This window comes from Pseudoduganella sp. S-14 (assembly GCF_049913285.1).
Taxonomy (GTDB): Bacteria; Pseudomonadota; Gammaproteobacteria; order Burkholderiales; family Burkholderiaceae_D; genus Rugamonas.
In genome coordinates this window covers 2450795-2471863 of record NZ_CP183991.1, presented here as the reverse complement: position 1 = coordinate 2471863, position 21069 = coordinate 2450795, and the positions used below count along the sequence as shown (strand labels likewise).

Here is a 21069-nt window from a genome sequence, read left to right as displayed (position 1 = left end):
CTCGTGAAAGCGGCTTGCATGCGTGTACCAGTTACAACACCTGGCTGCTCATTTGGCGGCGCCAGACGGCGTTCCGTAGACGATGCCACGGCCGGCGGTACTCATGTAGACCACGCCGAAGCGGTTCATGTCCCCGACGATGAACTGCCCGTCGCCGAGTCCACCAAACTGGCGCGCATCATCGTTGATGCGAACCCAGGTCGCCCCGCCATCGAGCGAACGGTGCACTCCACGCACGCCGCCAACGCTGCCCCAGATGTAGACTGCCGGGTAATCGCTGCCCGGCGCTGCCTTGCCAAAGCCGACTGCCGCGCAATAGGTGACACCCGCGAGCGGCGCAAAGCTTGCTCCGCCATCCTTCGAACGCTCCAGGCCGCCGCCATACAGCGGCACCCACAAGTCCCCTTGCCTGCCCGGCGCCGTCCCGATCACGCGTGAACCTCCGGCCGCCAGCTTCCCTCGTGGCGCGAACGTAACACCGCCGTCGGTACTCACCTGCATCACCCCGTTGTCATAGGCGTAAAACACTTTTGATGCCACAGGGTCGGCTACTGGCCGCAGCCTGGCGCCGGCCAGGCCGCGCACGATGTTCCAGCTAACCCCGGCATCGCTGCTGCGATACACCTCGCCGCTGCCGCGCGGCGCATGAAGGATGACGGCACCATCGGCGGACAGCGCGACCTGCCCCTGTTCGCCCTTCATCGAAGGCGATTGCGTCCAGTGCAGGCCTCCATCCACGGTGAGGTACATTGCTTTGCCAGCGCGGACCATCACGCCAGGCCTGGCACTCGCTACAGCGAGGCCGAATGTCGTGCCCATCTGCGGCGTATGGATCGGCGAATAGCGGGCGGGATTCACGTGCAGGAAGCCGTCGATATCGCCCAATGCAGATACCAGCGGCCCACCCGGAACACTGACGGCATTCAGGGGAACCGTTTCCTCCAGTCCGCGCACGTGGAAGGACCAGCGCACCGGCCTTGCATCAATATCGGCGGTATGGAAAACGCCATTGCCGGAGGTAACCCAGGCCGCCTTTGAATCGAAAGGATCGAATTCAAACGTGCTGGCCCAGTGGATGCCGTGCCCGGCCATCCAGGATGCGCCCTGCAGGTCCTTTTCAAAACCACGAGCAATGACGTCGGTCCAGCTGTTGCCGGCGTCGTTCGAGACGAACAGCCGGTCCCCCTTGGCATCGCCCTGCGGCAGGTAAGTACTGATGGTGGAAACCGCGAGCCGGCGCGGGTTCTTCGCATCGATGCTGATACCGCTGAAAGGCGCCGTGAAACCGGCTGGCGTCACGTTCTTCCATGCGCCGCTATCGATGGCGTATTGCCAGACCTGTCCCCGGTCCATGGGCTCGGGTTGCCTGTCGTTGGGATGCGGGCCGGCGCCATTCGCAAACGTGATGTAAAGCTTGCCTGCACCATCAAGCGCTGCCCGTTGTGGCATCAGCGCGGTGGGAGCGCCCTGCACTGGCGTGAATGTTGCGCCGCCGTCGTCGCTGCGATAGAAGTTCGGGCCGACGGAGCCGTAGCGCGATACGCCAACATACAGGCGCCGCACTGCGCCGTCCTTCATGCTGGCCGGGTCCGGCAGTACAAAGCTGATGCCCGCACCGTTCGGAGTAGATTTGACGTCCAGGCTCGCCATATGGCGCCAGCTAGCGCCGGCATTTGTACTCTTGAACAGGCCATTCCAGCGTGTGCCGACATAGAGCACGTTGCCGTTGCCGGGATCGACAGCCAGCCGCTCCCCGTTGTTGCGCCCCATGCCGTTGCCATGCGTTTTGAACTGTCCTGAGGTTTCCGTTATGGCCCAGGTCTTGCCGTAATCGCTGGAGCGCAGGATCGCCGTGCGGCCATTCTGCAGGTAGCCGATGCCGGCCAGGAGGTAGACTTTTCCAGCATTGTGCGGATCGACGGCCAAGGAATCGATGCCTAACAGGCCGGTGTCGGCATCCCCCAGCCAGTCCAGCAGCGGCATCCAGCGCCCAGCACCCTTGTCCCAGCGGTAGGCGCCGCCGACGTCCGTTCGGGCATACACCACGCCAGCCTCGCTACGGCTCGGAATGACGGCGGACACAAATCCACCGCCGCCAATTGCCACGCTGTCCCACACATAGCCAGGTGCCTGGGGCGCAGCAACCGCGCCCACGCATAAGACGATTGCCGCCATCCCTGCGCCAATCCGGCCAGCGTTAAGTAAAGACCCCATGCGTCGTCTCCCGGTGAGTATCGGAAGCGCATTCTCCGATGCACAGGATTACCCGGCAATTACGAAAATCACCAAATCGGATTCCGATAATGCGGAAACTGGATCAATTTGCGGGGTTCATGATTTGCAAGGGCGCTAGCTGCGCGAGCAACACCGAGTGCTCAACAGCCTTGACCTTCTTGAGGTGTGTCAAGGCCGCGGAACCGCCGAGCGCCAATGCCGGAACGAACCCGTACATGTCATCATGTTTCAGTTGACCGAGCCTACGCAAGGCAGGAGAAAACAGGTCTGCAAAATCGTTCTCTTCGCGGTCTCGATTACTGAAAAACAGACGCAGCGCAAACTCCAACCTATCACCCTGGAAAATCGATTCACGTGAAAAACCATAAGCTCCAGGCGCCATCACTTTTAAGGAGTCTCCGGTTCGCTCCCCCCCCCCCCATAAATACAACTTCCCAAATGCACTTCGAGCGATGACGTGATACGCATCCCTTTCCATAAACGGCGTGTCGCCAATCCATGCTTCCACACCGACTCGTACTCTTGAGGATCGACGGTCCAGAATAAGCCATCGGCATAACCACACCAGCCATGCTCGTCCCAGAAAGCCAAAAGCTGGTCAGGGAGCTTTCCCTGGAAGCGTGCGAGGCTTGATGGCGGAGCACGGCGTTTGCTTATCACCGGCCCCATATTTTCAAGGAAGTACTCGAAGTCTGCGTTCACGAAATCAGCCTCAAAGGGGCGAGCTGCGCAAGTAATATCAAGTGCTCGACAGCCTTTACGTTCCTTAGATTCTTCAACATCGAAGCCCCTCCCAGCGCCAACGCTGGCGAGAAACCATACATTTCATCGTGGTTCAAATGCCCCAACTTTTCCAATGCGTGGCGTCTTGCGTCATGAAGCCTGTACCGGCGATCCACGCCTCCAGGACCGGTTGATACTCAGACGGATCGACCGTCCAGAACAAGCCGTCAGCATAGCCACACCAGCCATGCTCTTCCCAATACGCCAACAATTGATCAGGGAGTTTTCCTCGAAAGCGTTCGACACTCTGCGCTGGGACGCAACGCTTGTGCACTGTCGGTCCCATTTTTTCAAGAAAGAACTCGAAATGTTCGTCCGTCATTTTAGAAATCAGCAAGCGAAGGCGGCGTCATCACTTCCAATGGGGCGAGCTGTGCGAGGAACACCAAATGCTCAACCGCTTTGCCCTTCTTGAGGTGTGTCAAGGTCGCAGGACCACCGAGCGCCAATGCCGGAACGAATCCATACATTTCATCATGCTTCAATTGACCCAGCTTTTCTCGGGCGCTGGAGAACATTTCACCAAAGTCATTCTCTTTGCGATCGCGCACGCTGAAGAAGGTGCGAAGGCCGAGGTTTACATCCCCGTTCTGGAAAATTGACTCGTGAGGAAAGCAGTAAGTGCCCGGAGCGAACACCGTTAGCGAGTCGCAGGTACGTTCGCCCCAGAAGTACAACCCACCGAAGGCGCTTCGTGCAATGATGTGATAAGCATCCTTCTCCATGAACGAAGTATCGCCAATCCATGCGTCCAGCACAGGTTCGTACTCTTGAGGATCGACTGTCCAGAAAAGCCCGTCTGCATAACCGCACCAGCCATGCTCTTCCCAGTAGGCCAACAACTGATCAGGGAGCTTACCGCGGAACCGTTCAATGCTCGATGGCGGCACGGGCCGCTTATCAATCGCCGGCCCCATCTCCTCCAGGAATAACTCAAAATGTTCGTCCATTGCATCAACAATCGATTAGGGCGGGGTCATTACTTCTAATGGGGCAAGTTGGGCTAATAAGACCAAGTGCTCGACGGCTTTTACCTTTTGAAGATGCGACAGTTCCGATGGGCCGCCCAGCGCCAATGCAGGAACGAAGCCGTACATCTCATCATGCTTCAATTGTCCTAGCTTCTCCCTCGCTGGAGAGAAAAGGCCCTCCATATCATTTTCTTCACGATCCCGTTTGCTGAAAAACATGCGAAGGCCAAGTTCGAGTCTGCCATTCTGAAAGCGCGATTGACGAGGGAAACAATACGCTCCAGGCGCTATCACTTTCAGAGAGTCGGAACCTCCACCGACCAGCCTTGTGGAGCACGCAGCACCAGAGCGGGCGTGGCCTGTGCAGGTGCTGGCTTCACCACCACAGGCACCATTGCCTTGGTGGGCGCAGACTTCGCTAACCGCCGCACCCAGTAACCGACCTGGCGCGCCGCATAACCGTGCTGCATTGCGAAGGCCCGCTGCGACAGCCCGCTGCTACGTCATTGCTCGATACGCTCTTTCCATAACTGCTCGCGCTCTCCGTTCACCATCGTAATCTCCGAAATAAAAGCCGGAGTATGGGGTAGCCAAGCTGGATTTCATATGTGGTAGCGCCGGACGCTTACTCAGTAAGCGTAGGCGATGCCATCACTTCCAATGGGGCGAGTTGAGCAAGAAGAACCAAGTGCTCGACGGCTTTTACTTTTTGAAGATGCGGCAGTTCCGATGGGCCTCCCAGCGCCAGCGCAGGAACGAAACCATACATTTCATCGTGCTTCAACTGGCCTAACTTCTTCAACGCTGGCGAGAACATTTCAGCAAAGTCGTTGTCCTTTCGTTTCCGCATGCCGAAAAAAACTCGCATACCAAACTCTAGCTCATGCTCCTGAAAAGCTGGTTCGGTAGGAAAGCAGTACGCCCCTGGCGCAAATAACGTCAGCGTGTTGCCCGTTTGTTCGCCCCAGAAGTAGAGCTCACCGAAGGCGCTCCGCGCGATGACGTGATACGCATCCCTTTCCATGAAGGGCGTCTCACCAATCCATGCCTCGAGAACAGGCTCGTACTCTTGCGGATCGACGGTCCAGAATATACCCTCTGCATAACCACACCAGCCATGTTCTTCCCAATACGCCAGCAATTGATCAGGGAGTTTTCCTCGAAAGCGAGCAATGCTTGATGGTGGAGCATGGCGCTTATTCATCACCGGCCCCATTTTCTCAAGGAAGTACTCAAAATCTTCATCCATAGCGTCAGCCGTCAGCCAGAGTTGGAGACGTCATCACTTCCAATGGGGCGAGCTGTGCCAGGAGAACTAGATGTTCAACGGCCTTAACCCTCTTCAAGTGCGACAATTCCGATGGGCCGCCAAGCGCCAGTGCAGGAATGAAGCCGTACATTTCGTCGTGCCGTAACCGACCTAGTCTCTTCAAGGCGGGAGCAAACAAGGCAGCGAAATCATTTTCTTTACGATTCCTCTTGCCGAAGAATGATCGCAAGCCATGCTCGACTTGGTCGGCCTGAAACATTGACTTGCGGGAGAAGCAGTACGAGCCTGGAGCGAAGATCTTCAATGACTCGAAAGTGTTCTCGCCCCAAAAATATAGTTCGCCGAAAGCGCTCCGCGCGATGATGTGATATACGTCCTTCTCCATGAAGGGCGTATCGCCGATCCAAGCTTCCAATACGGGCTCGTATTCTTGCGGATCGACCGTCCAGAACAAGCCGTCAGCATAGCCACACCAGCCATGCTCCTCCCAATATTCCAAAAGCTGTTTTGGGAGCTTGCCGCGGAAGCGTTCAATGCTCGTTGGAGGCACGTGGCGCTTGCTAAACGCAGGCCCCATCTTCTCCAGAAAATACTCAAAGTGCTCATCCACTTTCGTTCCCCTTCCTACTTACAACGTTCAAGTTTGGCATTCATTTTCACACGAGCGCGCTGCGATTCCGGAACCGAAGATGCTGCTTTATCTAACTCCCCAACCCGGCTTCGCCACTGGGCGCCAATTCGAGAGTTGATATTACGGTCGCCGAAGTCGCTGATAGCGTCGCGTCCGGCCGCAACCATGTCAGGATTATGCAATGCGGCCAAGGCTTTCATCTTTTTTTCAGCTTCCGCTTGAGCCTTAGTTTCGGCAGAACGTGGCGACATACCAGCATTTTCGAACTGTTCCATTAATGTAGCCGTGAGTTCAGACTGATAAAGATCCCGTGCAGCCCTCGCCAGGTTGGCATCACGCTTAGCGTTACCCTCCGTGAAAGCCGTGCGACCTTTGACATATTCGTCGACGGTCATCTCGTTCAGGCCCGCTTCCTGTCCCGCCAGTTGCCGGTCAAATTCAGGAAGGCTTCCTTGTGGCAGGTCATTCGGCTTGAAGCACGGGACCTTCTTTTGCGGCATACTGGCTGTACGCGGCTGTTCCGGTTCTTCTTTCGACCGTTTTCGTTTCGGCGAGGCGGGTGCCGGCTCCTCTAGCGCGCTCGCTGCATTTTTGCGGCGTGATTGTAAGGCCGGATGCCGGCTCAACTTCTCTTCATTTTCCTCGATCCAGCGCGCCACTTTTGGTCCCAGGCGCGGGCTCTCACGGACTTCTTTCAACGCCAGGGCTTTGTTGCCCTTTCCCCGCGAGAAGTAGGCCATCAGCGCCATCAGGATGGCCATGATCATGATCACGTGGCCGTTGGCGAACTCAAAGGCTGCGTGGCGTACGTTTCCTTGTTCCGGCCCGGCTAGCGCGTAACTGCAGGTTCGCTCATCTCGCGGCGGCGGCCCCCACGCTTCACGGAAACCGCGTTCATAGTGCTCCAGGGCTTCGGGAATTGCCGTCACCATGCCTTCAATCAGCGATTTCAGTCCCAAGAGCGCCATTACCCAGGCGCCGACTTGTGAGCCCACCGCCGCGCCGGCGGCAGCACCCGGCAAAGCTCCGACTCCACCAAAGAACGCGCCGCCGACAGCGCCGACCGTGGCGCCGGCGACAACCGAGCCGCCATAGTACAGGGCCATGTCTTTACAGACTTCGATGAGAATGTGCCAGATGGACGAAAGGTCGATGCCCGACAGTTGCTGGACAATGATCCTTCTGGCCATGTCACCCGACTGCTCCAGCGCGCGCTGGACGCGCTCGACGCGTGAGCTCTGGCTTGCGAAATTGCCGATGCGGAAGGGGGGCGCGGGACTGATGGCCCGTCCCATGCTGTCGAAAACCGAACCCGTGCCATGCCCCTTGCTGACCTGGCGCTCCCGTTTTTCAAGTTCAGACCATATGCGCGACGATTGGTTAAGCAAATTGCTACCCTCTGGCGTTGCTCAATTGGAAAACCGGTAGGATAGCAAAATAATTAAATTTTCGACAATTTCTGCAGTGCGGGGGAAGTTAAACGACACAATGGATAGCTTCCTGCCGCGCTAAGCTAGCAGTCGTGGGGCTTGATGGCAGCGAAGCGGCAGTCCAATGGGCGGAAGAAATCACGCGAGGTGCCGTAAGCTTTGTTATAGCGGTTGAAGATGCGGTCGATGTCACCGGATTTGTACAGGGCCGCGATGCCGCGCTCGAAGCTTTCACGCATTTCGACCGTTCGGAAGGCAAACCAATATTCATTCGGCTTGCCGAGGATGTCGTGATACACCAGGTCGAAATCGCCATCGCGCAGGTAGGACTGCCGGTCCAGGTAGAAGTTGAAAATATCCTTCTGCGAGATCACCACGTCCACCTGCTTCAGCACCAGCAGCGGTGATTGCAGCGTCATGGGTTCTGAGTAGCGAGCATTCCCCTGCACTGCGTCGCGGTAGGCCTGGCCTAGCATGCGGCTGGCGCCGTTGAAGGCGGTCACGCGGTAGCGCGACAGGTCGGCGACCGAATCGAGCCGCGGCAAGTTGGCGCGCCGGGTGATCGCAAGGTTGTGGAAACTGGTTATCGGCCAGCGGCTCATCACACCGGGCAGCGTCATCCCTGGCTTGGCACTGGTCGTTACGTCGACTACGCCCTTGCGCAGGGCTTCCTCGGTTCGCTTCTGCGGCAGGTAGAGGAAATCCGCTGCGATGCCTTGCGTTGCCATGGCGTCACGCAGCACATCGACCATCAGGCCGCTGTGGCGGTCGGGCATGACAAAGGGGGCAATGTCGTCCTGCAGGCCGAACCTGATGCGCGCCGGCTCTGCGGCCTGCGCGGAGCAGGAAACCAGCATGGCCAGGATGGTGGCGCGCAACATGGTCAACCTGCGGCGGCGATACGTTCTGGCGGAGCCCAGTTCTGCACCAGCGCCTCTTCGAACTCCTCGGCCGGAAGGGGGCGCGAGAACAGGTAGCCTTGCACTTCGTCGCAGCCGGAATCCTTGAGGAAAGCCAGTTGTTCCGGCGTTTCCACGCCCTCGGCGATCACCTTGTGCTTCAGTTGCTGGGCAATACTGATGATGGTACTGGCAATGGCGCAGTCGTTGGTGTCGAGCGGAATGCCGGTGGTGAAGGAGCGGTCGATCTTCAAGGTATCGATCGGGAACCGCTTCAGATAGGACAGGCTGGAATAGCCGGTGCCGAAGTCGTCCAGCGACAAGGTGATGCCGGCCGCTGTCAGGCGATCCATGATGCCGATCACGCGCTCGATATTGTGCATCAGGGTGGATTCAGTGATTTCCAGTTCCAGCCAGGATGGTTCGAGGCCGTAGCGGTGCAGCGTTTCCATCACTCGGCCTGGCAACGCGGAAGTGAATTCGCGCGCAGAGACATTGACTGCCAGGCGAATCGGCGGCAAGCCTTTCTCCTTCCATGCCTGCGCCTGCGCGCAAGCCGCTTCCAGCACCCATTCGCCGACTTGCACCACCAGGCCGGTGGCTTCCGCCAGCGGGATGAACTCGGCCGGCGGCACCAGGCCGCGCTCGGGGTGCTTCCAGCGCACCAGCGCTTCGGCGCCGATGATCTTGCCGCTGCTGATTTCGAATTTTGGCTGGTAGTGCAGCAGCAGTTGTCCATTGCCCAGCGCCTGGCGCAAGCCGGATTCGATGCGCATGCGCTCTTGCATGCCCTTGTTCATGTCCTGGCTGTAGAAGGCGATATGCTCGCCGTCGGTCGAGGCATTCTGCTTGGCGCGATACATGGCGATATCGGCTAGGCGCAGCAGGGTTTCCGCGTCGTTGCCGTCCTGCGGGTAGACGCTGATGCCGATCGAGGCGCTGACGCGCAAGTCATGGCCATCGATCAGGAAAGGCTCGTTCAGCGCCGACAGCAGCTTGTTTGCCACCATGCTTGCTTCGTAATGCTGGTGGATGTCGAACAGGCCAACCGCGAATTCGTCGCCGGACAGCCGCGCCACGACGTCCTGGTCGCGCAGGGCAAGGCGGAAGCGCTGCGATATTTCGCGCAGCAGCGCGTCGCCCACGGCGCGGCCCAGGGTGTCGTTGATCAGCTTGAAGCGGTTCAGGTCGATGAACATCACGCAGCCGTGCGCCTTGCTGCGCTGGGCCACGATCAAGGCCTGGTCGACCAGCTTGGTCAGCAGCGAACGGTTCGGCAGGTTGGTCAGCGCATCGTAGTATGCAAGGTGGTGGATGCGTTCCTCCGCCCGCTTGCGCTCCGTGATATCGGTCAGGTAGGCGATCAGGCCGATCGAGCGGTCTTCCATATCGCATAGCTGCGACAGCGACAGGCTGGCCCAGAATACTTCGCCGTTCTTTTTCTTGCGGCGCACTTCCATCAGGCGGCCGCCCTGCTCCAGGAATTCATCGCCGAGGTCTTCGTCTTCGTCGTCGTAGAGGAAGATGATGTTGCGCCCGACCGCTTCCACCGCCGAATAGCCGAACAGGCGCTCGGCGCCCTTGTTCCAGCTTGTGATGAAGCCGTTCAGGTCCATGGTCAGTACCGACTCGTGGATCTGGTCCAGGATCTGCGTCTGGTGCTGCAGGCGCGCTTCCACCTGCACATAGGCGTGGGTAGTGCGCTGCGCTACCGAATGCACTTGCAGTACGCTGGCGGCCAGACTGGCGAGGCTGGCGAGGTTCTGCCGGTTGGCGTCGGTATAGGATTCGAGGCCGGATACTTCAAAGCGGCCGAAGTACTGGCTGTCGAACTGGATCAGCTGCGACAGGCCGCTCTCCCATCCCGGCAGGCCGGTGGCCGGCGTCATGTCGCGCGGCACGTAGCGGCCGTGCGGACTGCCGGTGACCTCGCGCGCGACGCGGCCAAGCTCCTCCACCAGTGCGTGCCCGCGCAGGCGCAGCACGGCATCGCACACAGCGGCGCTGCTGGCGAGGAAATTGGCAACCGGTTGCGCGGGCATGCTCACACGTTCCTGCTGACCTGGAGCGCCCAGTGGTAGGCCTGCAACAGGCTGCGCCAATAGGTCTCGTTGTCGACGCCGACGTCGCGCAGCGCGTCCGCCTGCGGTTCGTGCATTTCCACCAGCGCCAGCATCCCACCCAGTTCGCCGGTGCGGTCCAGCAGGGCCGCAACGACATCCAGGTCGAGGTTCAAGGCCGATACGATATCGGTCATCGGCATTGCCAGCAACACGTCGAGCAGCGAAAACACGCCGACCAGGAACGCCATGTCCTGCTCATCGCGGTCGCCTTCGCGCAGCTTGCACAAGGCTTCCATTTGCGCGGCGCGCAGGGCAGCCAGCGGCAGCAGGGCATTGGCCGGGCCGTCCGCTTGCTGGCGCGCGTACAGCAGCAGCTGCAGCCAGCGTTGCAGCTGGCGGCGGCCCAGCAGGTTGATGGCCTGCCCGAAATTGTGGATGGGGTTGCCGTTCGGCGCGAAGGCCGCTGAATTGACCAGCTTGAGCAACTGGAAGGACAGCGCAGGGTCCTGTTTCAGCAGGGTTTCCAGCTCGCGCGAATCGGCGTCCCGGGCCAGCAGGCCAAGCAGGGCAAGCAAGCGTTTGCGGGTGGTGCCGTCGCCTTGCGCCGCTTCATGTTGCTGCGCGCGCGGCAGTTCGCTGCGGAGACAGGCCTGGGCCGGTGCGACGCCCGCTTCACCATCGGCCAGCAAGCGCAGTCCGCGCTCGGCCAGATGCTTGCACCGCTGCTGCACTGCGCTGTCGGCCAGCTGCGCGGCGGAGACGGTGAAGACGATGCGTGCGAGCGGCAGGCCATCGAGCTGGCTGGCCTTGATGGCAAGCGGATCGGCGAGGGGAATGTAGTAATCGAGCGAACCCAGTGCTTCGGATTCAGGACAGCCAAGAAGCAATTGCAGCGCGGGCAGCGAAGCCGCTGCCGGCATTTGAAACGCCAGTCCTGCCCAGTGGTTTTGGGTATCCAGGACAGGCTTGATTCCCACCAGCGGAAACGAATTCGGATCTGACGCAGACATCGGAATCTCGGTGTGGCAATACGAACAATGGTAAATGGTTTATTGATGTAAAGCAACCATTGAGCGCCCACTGACACCCTGTGTTACAAGACTTCGGGAATATAACAGAAATTGCTGAAAAGTCAGCTTTTTGGGGATAGAGGGAGCAATCGAATTGCGGATTTGTACCCGCAACGATACATTCCTGAGCTATTTGGGAGTATCTATTTGTCGAATTGTGCGTGTTGTACCGCAAACTTGATCAATTCTGCCTGCCCCTCGATGCCGAGCTTGCGTTTGATGTTGAGGCGGTGGGTTTCCACCGTGCGCACGCTGAGGTCCAGCTCGCGTGCGATATGCTTGTTCGATTCGCCGTTGGCGAGGTGGCGCAGCACTTCCGCTTCGCGGGTGGTGAGATGGTTGTCCTGCGCCATGGGCTTGGCCAGTTGCTGCGCCAGGTTGGCGCTGTAGTAGATGCCGCCGGCCATCACGGTTTCGATGGCGACCACGATATCCTTGCCCGGCGCGTCTTTCAGCACGTAGCCGCGGGCGCCAGCCTGGATGGCCTGGGTCACGTATTCCAGCTTGTCATGCATCGACAGGATCAGCACTGCAATCGAGGGGAACTGGCGCTTGAACAGGGCCGTCGCTTCGATGCCGTTGGTGCCACGCATATTGATGTCCATCAGGACCAGGTCGGGGCTGTGCAGGCCGGCAGCTTCCAGCGCCTCGGCGGCGCTGCCTGCCTCGCCTACTACTTCGAACTGCGCCATCGCTTCCAGCCGCGCGCGCAGGCCGTCGCGTACGAGGGGGTGGTCGTCTACCAGCAGGATCCTTGTCCGCAGCTCACTCATTTTTTGCCCTTATTGTCTACACGCGCCAGCACCGTGGTGCCGGCTGGCGAGGACTCGATGCGGAACTGGCCGCCGATCGCTTCCATGCGCTCCATCATATTCCGTAATCCGATGCCGCGCTTCGGATGGCCGGCGATACCCTCGGCATCGAAGCCGCTGCCATTATCGGCAATGCGCAGCGTGACGCCTTCGGCATCGCCTTCGAGGCCGATATTGATGCTGGTCGCCGCAGCATGGCGCTCGATATTGGTCAGCGCCTCCTGCGCAATGCGGAACAGCACCGTGTTCGCCACGTCCGGCAGGCGGTCGGTGCAGCCGTTGGCGGTGAAGGCCACGTCGACGCCGATGTGCTCGCGAAATTCGGCGGCCAGATGGTCGAGCGCAGCGGCCAGGCCCAGGTCGTCCAGGATGGCGGGGCGCAGGTTGTGCGAGATGCGGCGCACTTCGCCCAGCACATTGTTCAACTGCTCCGCCGTGTGCTCGAAGGCCGCCTTGGCCTTGTCCTGCTGCGCGGGGTTGCCGAGGCGGATGATGCCGGCCTCGATCTGCAGCTTGATCGACACCAGCCATTGGCTGATGCCGTCGTGCAGGTCGCGCGACAGGCGCGCCCTCTCCTCTTCCTGCGATTCGACCACGCGCTGCGCCAGCACCTTGAGCTTGGCATCGGCGACGCGGTATTCGCGGATATTCAGCGCCAGGCCCGATACGCCGACCGCCACCAGGGCCAGCGCCGCAATCGCCGCCATCCACAGCAGGGTATTGCGGATGTTGCCGCGCTGTTGGGCGTCGACCTTGGCCAGCGCCGCATCGACGTCATCGAGATAGATGCCGGTGCCCAGCATCCAGCCCCATTCGGGCAGCGGGATCACGTAACCAAGCTTGGGCGCCGGTTTGTGGGTGGAGGGCTTGACCCAGTTGTAGCGCTCCAGTCCTCCGCCTTCGCGGGCGCGGGCCAGCAGGCGCTGGATGGTGGGATTGCCTTCCTGGTCCTTCAGCATGAACAGGTTCTGGCCCACCAGCTCCGGCTGGCGCGGGTGCATCAGCGAATTGCCCTGCATGTCGTAGACGAAGAAATAACCATCGTCACCAAAGCTCAGGGTCGACAGGATGCGTTTCGCTTCGTCCAGCGTGGCCTGGTCCTTGCGCCCGGATTTGACCAGGTGGGCAATCGAGTGATTGGCCAGGGTGACGTAGTGCTTGAGCTCCGCTTCCTTGCTGGCCAGGTAGGCCTGCTGGATGGTGTCGCGCTGCTGGCGGGCGAGCGTGGTCGCCTGGTAGCGCACGGCGATGGCGATCGCGCACAGGGCCAGGATCAGGGGCGCAATGGCCAGGAACAGGAACTTTTGCCGCAGCTTCATGCGGCGATTGTAAGCCTGCGGCCGGGCGCTTGTCCTACGTAGTTGTACGGACGGCATTTGCGTAGTGGTGCGCTTGTGACAGATATTCAATTCCTGAATACTGGCCATTCATCCTTGGAGGAGACCCCGATGAATCCCGTTATGAAGAAACTTGGCTGGGCAGCGATGTCCGTGCTGGGTGCCAGCGCCCTGGGCGTGATTGCCCTCAAGCGCGGCGAACCTGTCAGCGCCATCTGGCTGGTGATTGCCGCTGTTTGCGTGTACCTGATCGCGTACCGCTTCTACAGCCTGTTTATTGCCAAAAACGTCATGGGCCTGGAGGCCAACCGCCTGACCCCGGCCCATAAGCACAACGATGGCCTGGACTACGTGCCAACCAATAAGAACGTTCTGTTCGGCCACCACTTCGCCGCGATTGCCGGCGCCGGGCCGCTGGTCGGCCCCGTGCTGGCGGCGCAGATGGGCTACCTGCCCGGCATGCTGTGGATCCTGGCCGGCGTCGTGTTCGCCGGCGCCGTGCAGGACTTCATGGTGCTGTTCATTTCCACCCGCCGCGACGGCCGTTCGCTCGGTGACCTGATCAAGTCCGAACTGGGCCCGATCCCGGGCAATATCGCGCTGCTGGGCACCTTCATGATCATGGTGATCATCCTGGCCGTGCTGGCGCTGATCGTGGTGAAGGCGCTGGCGCACTCGCCCTGGGGCTCCTTCACCGTGATGGCGACCATCCCGATTGCGCTGTTCATGGGCGTCTACTCGCGCTATATCCGCGTCGGCCGCGTCGGCGAAGTGTCGCTGATCGGCTTCGTGCTGCTGATGCTGGCCATCTTCGGCGGCCAGTGGGTGCAGGAAAACCCTGCCCTGGCGCCGATATTCACCTTCTCCGGCACTGAACTGACCTGGATGCTGATCGGCTACGGCTTCATCGCTTCCGTGCTGCCGGTATGGCTGCTGCTGGCGCCGCGCGACTACCTGTCCACCTTCCTGAAGATCGGCACCATTGTCGGCCTGGCGCTGGGCATCCTGATCGTGGCGCCGATGCTGCAGATGCCGTCGATCACCAAATTCATCGACGGCACCGGCCCTGTATGGTCCGGCAATCTGTTCCCATTCCTGTTCATCACCATCGCCTGCGGCGCCGTGTCCGGCTTCCACGCACTGATCTCCTCCGGCACCACGCCGAAGATGATCGAGAATGAAACTCACGCCCGCTTCATCGGCTACGGTGCGATGCTGATGGAATCCTTCGTCGCCATCATGGCGCTGGTGGCCGCTTCGACCATCGAGCCAGGCGTGTACTTCGCGATGAACAGCCCGGCCGCATTGCTCGGGACCACCGCCGAATCTGCAGCGCAGGCGATTTCCCAGTGGGGCTTCTACGTCACTCCTGAAATGCTGACGCAGACCGCGAAGGACGTGGGCGAAGCCACCATCATCTCCCGCGCCGGCGGCGCACCGACCCTGGCGGTGGGCATGGCGCACATCCTGTCCAATGTGTTTGGCGGCAAGGCCATGATGGCCTTCTGGTACCACTTCGCCATCCTGTTCGAAGCGCTGTTCATCCTGACCGCCGTCGATGCGGGCACCCGCGCCGGCCGCTTCATGCTGCAGGACCTGCTGGGCTCCTTCGCACCGTCGCTGAAACGCACCGACTCGGTGTTCGCCAGCCTGCTGGCCACTGGCCTGTGCGTGGCTGCCTGGGGTTACTTCCTGTACCAGGGCGTGGTCGATCCGCTGGGCGGCATCAACACCCTGTGGCCGCTGTTCGGCATCGCCAATCAGATGCTGGCCGCCATTGCGCTGATCCTGGCAACCTGCGTGCTGTTCAAGATGAAGCGCGCCAAATACGCCTGGGTCACCATCCTGCCGACCATCTGGCTGTTGCTGTGCACCCTGACTGCCGGCTGGCAGAAGATCTTCGACGCCAATCCGAAGATCGGCTTCATGGCCCACGCCGCGAAATACCAGGCAGCCCTGACGGACGGCAAAGTGCTGGCCCCCGCCAAGTCGATCGAGCAGATGCAGCAGGTGATCTTCAACGACTATCTCGATGCAGGCCTGGCAGCCTTCTTCATGATCGTCGTAGTCAGCGTGCTGGTATTTGGCGTGCGCACCGCGCTGGCTGCCTGGAACGCCAGCCGCCCGACCCACAGCGAAGCCCCGGCACAATACGCCGCCGCGGCCAAGTAAAGCCATGCTGGGCGAAATCGTCAAGGCAGGCCGCTACCTCGGACAGAGCATGCGGCTGATGTGCGGCCTGCCCGAATACGACACCTACGTCGCCCATCGCGAGACCACCCACCCGGGTGAGCCCGTGATGAGCTACGAGGAATTCTTCCGCGAACGCCAGGAAGCGCGCTACGGCGGCGCCGGCAAGCGGGGTGGCTGCTGCTAGTGACTGGAAGTTAGAGCCAGATCAAAGTGTCGAAATTCTTAGCATTTATTCTTTGCCCGATGGAATCGTCCTTCGGCGGCGAAAATGCTCAATTTCGAACGGTCCGGCCTAAGCCAGAAACTGACCTTCATCTCGGTGCTCACCACCGGCAGCGCCCTGCTGCTGGTGTTCGTGGCATTCGCCGTCGCGTCCATCCTTTCCCACACCAGCGAGGAGCGCAAGCAGCTAACCTCGCTGGCTGATGTCATCGGCGCCAACAGCGTCTCTTCCCTCCTTTATGCCGACCGGCCGACTGCCGAACAGGCCCTGGCCGCGCTGGCGGTCAAGAGCGACATCACGCGCGCCGCCCTGTTCGACCGGGACGGCAGGCTGTTTGCGTCCTACCCTGCCCAGAGCGAACCGGCGCCCATTGCACTGGATGCGCCGCGCTTGCGGCAGCTGGCGTCGGGCGAACTGGCCGAGCGCGACGGGCCGCCGTGGGCGCCGCTGCTGCGGCTTTACCGGCCGGTGCGGGTGCGCCAGCATGTGATCGGGGCGGTGATGATCGAGGCCGGCCAGGCTTCGCTGTGGCTTGGCATCCTGCGCAACCTTGGCATTACGGCGGCGGCCACCGCCTCTTCGTTCGGGCTGGCGCTGGTGCTGTCGGCGCGCTTCCGGGAAGGCATTGCGGCGCCCATCGCCCAGTTGATCGCGGCAGCGGACAAGGTTAGCAGCAGCCAGACCTACGCCCAGGTCCAGCACCAGCGCAGCGATGAACTGGGCACGCTGATCGACAGCTTCAACGGCATGCTGGCGCAGATCGAGAGCCGCGACACCAAGCTGGCGCAGTACCGCGGCGAGCTGGAACGCCAGGTCAGCATCCGCACTGCGCAACTGGAAAAAGCCAAGGATTCGGCGGAAGCGGCCAGCCAGGCCAAGAGCGCCTTCCTGGCCAATATGTCGCACGAAATCCGCACGCCGATGAACGGGGTGCTCGGCATGGCCGAGCTGCTGGCGGCGACCGAGCTGACCGAGACCCAGCGCCATTACACCAGCATGGTGCGTCGCTCGGGAGAGCACCTGCTGGTGATCATCAACGACATCCTCGACTTTTCCAAGGTTGAAGCGGGCAAGCTGACCGTCGAATACATCAACTTCAACCTGCGCGAACTGCTGGACGATATCGAGAACGTGTTTGCGCCGCAGGCCCAGGCCAAGGGCATCGAGATGGAGTTCGCGGTGGCGAACAATATTCCGCTGGCGATCTGCGGCGACCCGAACCGGCTGCGGCAGGTGATCGTCAACCTGCTGGGCAATGCGGTCAAGTTCACCGACCAGGGACGGATCAAGGTGGCGGTTCGCGTGGCGGAGGAAGATGCACAATCGGCGCGCCTGCGCATAGAAGTGCACGATACCGGCATCGGCGTTTCACGCGAGGCGCGGGCCCACATTTTCGACTCGTTCTCGCAGGGCGATGGTTCGACTACACGCAAGCACGGCGGTACCGGGCTGGGATTGGCGATTTCCAAGCAACTGGTGGAATTGATGGGAGGCTCGATCGGCGTCGACAACGCGCTGGGCCGCGGTGCGGTGTTCTGGTTCACCGTGCAGTTCGACAAGCGGCGCGTGGACGCGGATGATGCAGGCTTCCAGCAAAAACCGACCAAGGGCTTGCGCGCGCTGGTGGTCGATCGCCAGGCCGAGAGCGCGCTGGCGCTCCAGCGCCTGCTGGGCCGCTGGCATTTGCAGGGACATTGCGTACCAAGCGCGGCGGACGCCTTGCGCGAACTGCACTCGGCGGCCGCGCGCGGGACGCCCTACGACGTGGCGCTGCTTGATATGGGGCTGGACGATATCGGCGGGCTGGCGCTGGCGGCCGAGATCAAGGCCGATCCCGATATTTCGGGCATACGCCTGATTTTGCTCGCCTCCGAGCGCAATGCAGCGGACCAAGTGCAGCGCCGTGCTGCCGGCGTGGCATTCCAGCTCATCAAGCCGGTGCGCGAGCCGGACCTGTACGACTGCATCGTGACGCCCGTGCGCGCCAATGAAGGCGTGGGCGCTGCTGCGCACGGCGGAGCATGGCCGGCCCTGGCTTCGCCGCGTTCTCGCCTTGGCCAACGCCCGCGCGCCTTGCTGGCGGAAGATAATCCCGTCAATGTGGAAGTGGCGTCAGCCATGCTGCGCGGCCTGGGCATGGAAGTGGCCTGCGCTGCCAACGGCGAGGAGGCGCTGGCGGCCGTGCGGGCGGGTGACTACGACCTGGTGCTGATGGACTGCATGATGCCGGTGATGGACGGCATGGCCGCCACCGCCGAAATCCGCCGGCTGGAGCAGCAGCGCGGCCGCACGCGCGCCACGCCCATCGTCGCCATCACCGCCAACGCCCTGCAGGGCGACCGTGAACGCTGCCTGGCGGCAGGGATGGACGATTACATCAGCAAGCCCTTCTCGCAACAAGCGCTGGCCGACACGCTTGGCCGCTGGATCGCCCTGCCCCGCCCGACGCCATCCCCAGGCCCCGCCGCATTACGAACCGCGCTGCCTGCCGCGCCTCCCGCCACCGCGCCTGCACCGCCGGCAGGACGCCGCGCCTCCGCCAGTGCAATATCCGTAGCGCTCTCAGTACGTGCCGCTTCGGGCCTTGCATCGCCAGCAAGCGCCCTTGGCGAGCGCAAAGCGCACGCATCGCCTGCCTCGCCCGCATCCGAGCCTGCCGATGCAGGCGATGTGCGCGCCCCCCTGCAGGCCATACCTGCCGCCATCAACCCGCTCGCGCTGGACGCCATCCGCGCCCTCAGCGCAGAGCAAGGGGAGGCGTTGCTGCAGCGCGTGCTGGCCACCTTCCTGCAAGACACGCCCCGCCAACTCGCAGCACTGCACGAAGCGGTCGCAGAAAGCGACCCAAACACCATCCGCAAGACCGCCCACAGCCTGAAATCGAGCAGCGCCAACGTCGGCGCCGATACGCTGGCCAGGCTGTTCAGGGACCTGGAACAGCTTGCCCGCACTGGCCAGACCGATGGTGCGGCAGACCTGATAGCGCAACTGGAGCGCGAATTCCAGTGTGTCCGGCATTCGCTCAGCCTCATCCTGCCGAAGGGAGCATGAAATCATGGCAGCGCTCTATTCACCCAAACGCGGCACCGTGCTGGTGGCGGACGACGACCCCGTCATGCGCCTGTTGATGCTTGAAATGCTGGCCCAGGTCGGACTAGACGCCGTGGAAGCGAGCGACGGACGCGCCGCCATCGCCAGCTTCCGCGACAACGCGCCAGACCTGGTGCTGCTCGACGTCGACATGCCGCTGCTCGACGGCTTTTCCGTCTGCCGCGCCATCCGCAAGCTGGAAAGCTCATCGCACGTTCCCGTCATCATGGTCACCGGCGGCGACGACCTGGGCGCAGTCACGCAAGCCTATGAAGCCGGCGCCACCGACTTCGTTTCCAAGCCGATCAACTGGCCCATCCTCGGCCACCGCGTGCTCTATGTGCTGCGCGCCAGCGATGCCATCGCCCGCCTGCGCATCGCCGATGCCCATAACCGCGCCGTACTGGCCGCCATCCCCGACACATTCTTCCGCCTCAGCGCCGACGGCTACTACCTCGATTACGAAGAAGGCCATGAGCCTGGGGCCGATTTCGCCAGCCGCGAATGCGTGGGGCGCCACATCCGCGACGTGCTGCCCGCCCCGATCGCAAGCCGCATGCTGGATCAACTGTCGGCCGTGCTGCATTCTACTTCCGTGCACTCGGTCGATTACGAATTGACGCGCGACGGCGTCAGCCACCACTTTGAAGCGCGTTTGGTCGGCACAGCCTCGGGCGAGGTCCTCGGCCTGGTGCGCGACATCAGTGAGCGCAAACGCACCGAAGAACAGATCCGCAAGCTGGCCTATTGCGATAGCCTGACCGGCATTCCGAACCGCCAGGCCTTCCTCGAGACACTGGAGCGCGAGCTGGAGCGCTCGCAGCGCGAACAGCGCAAGTTCGCCATCCTGTTCATGGACCTGGACTCTTTCAAGCGCATCAACGATACTCTGGGCCATAATGTCGGCGACCTGCTGCTGCAGATCGTCACCGAGCGCCTGCGCGAAACCATACGCCCCAGCGACCACTTGAGCAGCCTGGCCCGCCTGGGTGGCGATGAATTCACCATCCTGCTGCCCGATATCGAGCGAGTCGACGATGCCCTGGCCGTTGCTCACCGCGTGAAGGACGCCATGCGCCGCCCCTTCAACCTGGACGGCCACGAAATCTTCGTCACCGCCAGTATCGGCATTTCGCTCTATCCGGAAGACGGAGAAGACTGCACCTCACTGCTCAAATTCGCCGACACCGCCATGTACCACGCCAAGAACTGCGGTAAAAACAACGCCAAGCTATACAGCTCCTCGCTCACGATGCAGATCATGAGCCACGTCAAGCTGGAAGTGGGCTTGCGCAAGGCCTTGCAAAACAACGAGCTTTACCTGCTGTACCAACCCCAGGTCGACGTGCCCAGCACGCGCATCGTCGGCGTGGAAGCGCTGATACGCTGGCGCCATCCCGAACACGGCATCATTTCGCCCACGGAGTTCATTCCCCTGGCGGAGGAGACTGGCCTGATCGTGCCGATCGGCGAATGGGTGTTGCGCACCGCCTGCTGGCAGGCACGCGCCTGGCAGCGCGAATGCGATCGTCCTGTCCGCATGGCAGTCAACCTCTCCGCGCGTCAGTTCAAGGATGAAAACCTGGCGCAGATCGTGCTGGCGGTATTGCAGGATACCGGCCTCGATCCGGGCCTGCTGGAACTAGAGCTGACCGAAGGCACCTTGATGGACAATGCCCTCGCCACGCTGGCCACGCTGGAGCAATTGCGCGGCATCGGCGTGTTTTTATCGATCGACGATTTCGGCACCGGCTACTCGTCCATGAGCTACCTGAAACGCTTCGACGTGCGCGCGCTGAAGATCGACAAGAGCTTCATCAGCGGCCTGCCGCAGGACAGCGAAAACGCCGCCATCACGCGCGCCATCATCGCCATGGCGCACGGCCTGAAAATGATCGTGGTGGCCGAAGGCGTCGAAACGCCCGAACAGCTCGACCTGCTGAAGCACTACGGCTGCGACATGGCCCAGGGTTACCTGCTCGGCCGTCCCGCGCCGCAGGAAGCCATCAGCCAGATGCTGGGCGCATGCCCGACGGGCATCGCATCAACTTGACAGCGGCAA

19 protein-coding genes and 1 pseudogene are annotated in these 21069 nt (G+C 61.5%); 4 read left to right on the top strand and 16 right to left on the bottom strand.

The window, feature by feature from the left end; translation table 11 throughout:
* Positions 1–48 precede the first annotated feature (48 nt).
* The 16 genes and pseudogenes from ACN9MZ_RS11350 to ACN9MZ_RS11275 all read right to left on the bottom strand — a co-directional run bounded on the left by ACN9MZ_RS11350 (position 49) and on the right by ACN9MZ_RS11275 (position 13483).
* Positions 49–2214, bottom strand: a complete 2166-nt coding sequence (locus ACN9MZ_RS11350) for a WD40/YVTN/BNR-like repeat-containing protein (RefSeq protein ID WP_426342233.1) — start codon at positions 2212–2214, stop codon at positions 49–51.
* A 103-nt stretch (positions 2215–2317) separates the two neighbouring features.
* Positions 2318–2617, bottom strand: coding sequence for a T6SS immunity protein Tdi1 domain-containing protein (locus ACN9MZ_RS11345; RefSeq protein ID WP_426342890.1), 300 nt, complete (start codon positions 2615–2617; stop codon positions 2318–2320).
* Between the two features lie 57 nt (positions 2618–2674).
* Positions 2675–2904: pseudogene (locus ACN9MZ_RS11340) on the bottom strand (GAD-like domain-containing protein); the annotation flags it as partial.
* A gap of 29 nt (positions 2905–2933) precedes the next feature.
* Positions 2934–3059: a T6SS immunity protein Tdi1 domain-containing protein gene (locus tag ACN9MZ_RS11335; RefSeq protein ID WP_426342889.1), complete on the bottom strand. Its 126-nt coding sequence runs from the start codon at positions 3057–3059 to the stop codon at positions 2934–2936.
* A gap of 11 nt (positions 3060–3070) precedes the next feature.
* Entirely contained in the window at positions 3071–3340 is a 270-nt protein-coding gene (locus ACN9MZ_RS11330) for a GAD-like domain-containing protein (RefSeq protein WP_426342232.1), read from the bottom strand.
* A gap of 1 nt (position 3341) precedes the next feature.
* Positions 3342–3968, bottom strand: a complete 627-nt coding sequence (locus ACN9MZ_RS11325; protein ID WP_426342231.1) for a GAD-like domain-containing protein — start codon at positions 3966–3968, stop codon at positions 3342–3344.
* 15 nt (positions 3969–3983) lie between these two features.
* Positions 3984–4208 (bottom strand): T6SS immunity protein Tdi1 domain-containing protein, encoded by a 225-nt coding sequence (locus ACN9MZ_RS11320; RefSeq protein ID WP_426342230.1) that lies wholly within the window; start codon positions 4206–4208, stop codon positions 3984–3986.
* Positions 4209–4285: 77 nt separating this feature from the next.
* Positions 4286–4480 carry an IS66 family insertion sequence element accessory protein TnpA gene (gene tnpA / locus ACN9MZ_RS11315; protein ID WP_426342888.1) on the bottom strand — a complete coding sequence of 65 codons (195 nt, stop codon included), beginning with the start codon at positions 4478–4480 and terminating at the stop codon, positions 4286–4288.
* Between the two features lie 134 nt (positions 4481–4614).
* Positions 4615–5238, bottom strand: coding sequence for a GAD-like domain-containing protein (locus ACN9MZ_RS11310; protein WP_426342229.1), 624 nt, complete (start codon positions 5236–5238; stop codon positions 4615–4617).
* A gap of 4 nt (positions 5239–5242) precedes the next feature.
* Positions 5243–5869: a GAD-like domain-containing protein gene (locus tag ACN9MZ_RS11305; RefSeq protein WP_426342228.1), complete on the bottom strand. Its 627-nt coding sequence runs from the start codon at positions 5867–5869 to the stop codon at positions 5243–5245.
* A gap of 14 nt (positions 5870–5883) precedes the next feature.
* Entirely contained in the window at positions 5884–7278 is a 1395-nt protein-coding gene (locus tag ACN9MZ_RS11300) for a DUF6861 domain-containing protein (RefSeq protein WP_426342227.1), read from the bottom strand.
* Positions 7279–7403: 125 nt separating this feature from the next.
* Positions 7404–8201, bottom strand: a complete 798-nt coding sequence (locus ACN9MZ_RS11295) for a substrate-binding periplasmic protein (RefSeq protein ID WP_426342226.1) — start codon at positions 8199–8201, stop codon at positions 7404–7406.
* Between the two features lie 2 nt (positions 8202–8203).
* Positions 8204–10261 carry a putative bifunctional diguanylate cyclase/phosphodiesterase gene (locus ACN9MZ_RS11290; RefSeq protein ID WP_426342225.1) on the bottom strand — a complete coding sequence of 686 codons (2058 nt, stop codon included), beginning with the start codon at positions 10259–10261 and terminating at the stop codon, positions 8204–8206.
* A 2-nt stretch (positions 10262–10263) separates the two neighbouring features.
* A complete protein-coding gene (locus ACN9MZ_RS11285; protein ID WP_426342224.1) occupies positions 10264–11202 on the bottom strand; it encodes an HDOD domain-containing protein in 939 nt (312 codons plus the stop codon).
* Between the two features lie 293 nt (positions 11203–11495).
* Positions 11496–12125, bottom strand: a complete 630-nt coding sequence (locus ACN9MZ_RS11280; RefSeq protein ID WP_426342223.1) for a response regulator — start codon at positions 12123–12125, stop codon at positions 11496–11498.
* Positions 12122–13483 carry a cache domain-containing protein gene (locus ACN9MZ_RS11275; RefSeq protein ID WP_426342222.1) on the bottom strand — a complete coding sequence of 454 codons (1362 nt, stop codon included), beginning with the start codon at positions 13481–13483 and terminating at the stop codon, positions 12122–12124. Before ACN9MZ_RS11275 ends, ACN9MZ_RS11280 begins: the two co-directional genes overlap by 4 nt.
* A 129-nt stretch (positions 13484–13612) precedes the next feature.
* Here ACN9MZ_RS11275 and ACN9MZ_RS11270 point away from each other — a divergent pair, with 129 nt between their 5' ends.
* From ACN9MZ_RS11270 to ACN9MZ_RS11255, 4 genes are all read left to right on the top strand, one after another.
* Positions 13613–15673, top strand: a complete 2061-nt coding sequence (locus ACN9MZ_RS11270) for a carbon starvation CstA family protein (RefSeq protein WP_426342221.1) — start codon at positions 13613–13615, stop codon at positions 15671–15673.
* Positions 15674–15677: 4 nt separating this feature from the next.
* Positions 15678–15878: a YbdD/YjiX family protein gene (locus tag ACN9MZ_RS11265; RefSeq protein ID WP_130313223.1), complete on the top strand. Its 201-nt coding sequence runs from the start codon at positions 15678–15680 to the stop codon at positions 15876–15878.
* Positions 15879–15962: 84 nt separating this feature from the next.
* Positions 15963–18968: a response regulator gene (locus tag ACN9MZ_RS11260; protein WP_426342220.1), complete on the top strand. Its 3006-nt coding sequence runs from the start codon at positions 15963–15965 to the stop codon at positions 18966–18968.
* Between the two features lie 4 nt (positions 18969–18972).
* Positions 18973–21060 (top strand): putative bifunctional diguanylate cyclase/phosphodiesterase, encoded by a 2088-nt coding sequence (locus ACN9MZ_RS11255; protein ID WP_426342219.1) that lies wholly within the window; start codon positions 18973–18975, stop codon positions 21058–21060.
* Positions 21061–21069 lie beyond the last annotated feature (9 nt).

Coding starts and splice junctions, on each gene's coding strand:
- ACN9MZ_RS11350 (WP_426342233.1), bottom strand. CDS start 2,214: ATGGGGTCTTTACTTAACGCTGGCCGGATTGGCGCAGGGATGGCGGCA.
- ACN9MZ_RS11345 (WP_426342890.1), bottom strand. CDS start 2,617: ATGGCGCCTGGAGCTTATGGTTTTTCACGTGAATCGATTTTCCAGGGT.
- ACN9MZ_RS11335 (WP_426342889.1), bottom strand. CDS start 3,059: ATGTATGGTTTCTCGCCAGCGTTGGCGCTGGGAGGGGCTTCGATGTTG.
- ACN9MZ_RS11330 (WP_426342232.1), bottom strand. CDS start 3,340: ATGACGGACGAACATTTCGAGTTCTTTCTTGAAAAAATGGGACCGACA.
- ACN9MZ_RS11325 (WP_426342231.1), bottom strand. CDS start 3,968: ATGGACGAACATTTTGAGTTATTCCTGGAGGAGATGGGGCCGGCGATT.
- ACN9MZ_RS11320 (WP_426342230.1), bottom strand. CDS start 4,208: ATGTTTTTCAGCAAACGGGATCGTGAAGAAAATGATATGGAGGGCCTT.
- ACN9MZ_RS11310 (WP_426342229.1), bottom strand. CDS start 5,238: ATGGATGAAGATTTTGAGTACTTCCTTGAGAAAATGGGGCCGGTGATG.
- ACN9MZ_RS11295 (WP_426342226.1), bottom strand. CDS start 8,201: ATGTTGCGCGCCACCATCCTGGCCATGCTGGTTTCCTGCTCCGCGCAG.
- ACN9MZ_RS11290 (WP_426342225.1), bottom strand. CDS start 10,261: ATGCCCGCGCAACCGGTTGCCAATTTCCTCGCCAGCAGCGCCGCTGTG.
- ACN9MZ_RS11285 (WP_426342224.1), bottom strand. CDS start 11,202: ATGCCGGCAGCGGCTTCGCTGCCCGCGCTGCAATTGCTTCTTGGCTGT.
- ACN9MZ_RS11280 (WP_426342223.1), bottom strand. CDS start 12,125: ATGAGTGAGCTGCGGACAAGGATCCTGCTGGTAGACGACCACCCCCTC.
- ACN9MZ_RS11275 (WP_426342222.1), bottom strand. CDS start 13,483: ATGAAGCTGCGGCAAAAGTTCCTGTTCCTGGCCATTGCGCCCCTGATC.
- ACN9MZ_RS11270 (WP_426342221.1), top strand. CDS start 13,613: ATGAATCCCGTTATGAAGAAACTTGGCTGGGCAGCGATGTCCGTGCTG.
- ACN9MZ_RS11265 (WP_130313223.1), top strand. CDS start 15,678: ATGCTGGGCGAAATCGTCAAGGCAGGCCGCTACCTCGGACAGAGCATG.
- ACN9MZ_RS11260 (WP_426342220.1), top strand. CDS start 15,963: ATGCTCAATTTCGAACGGTCCGGCCTAAGCCAGAAACTGACCTTCATC.
- ACN9MZ_RS11255 (WP_426342219.1), top strand. CDS start 18,973: ATGGCAGCGCTCTATTCACCCAAACGCGGCACCGTGCTGGTGGCGGAC.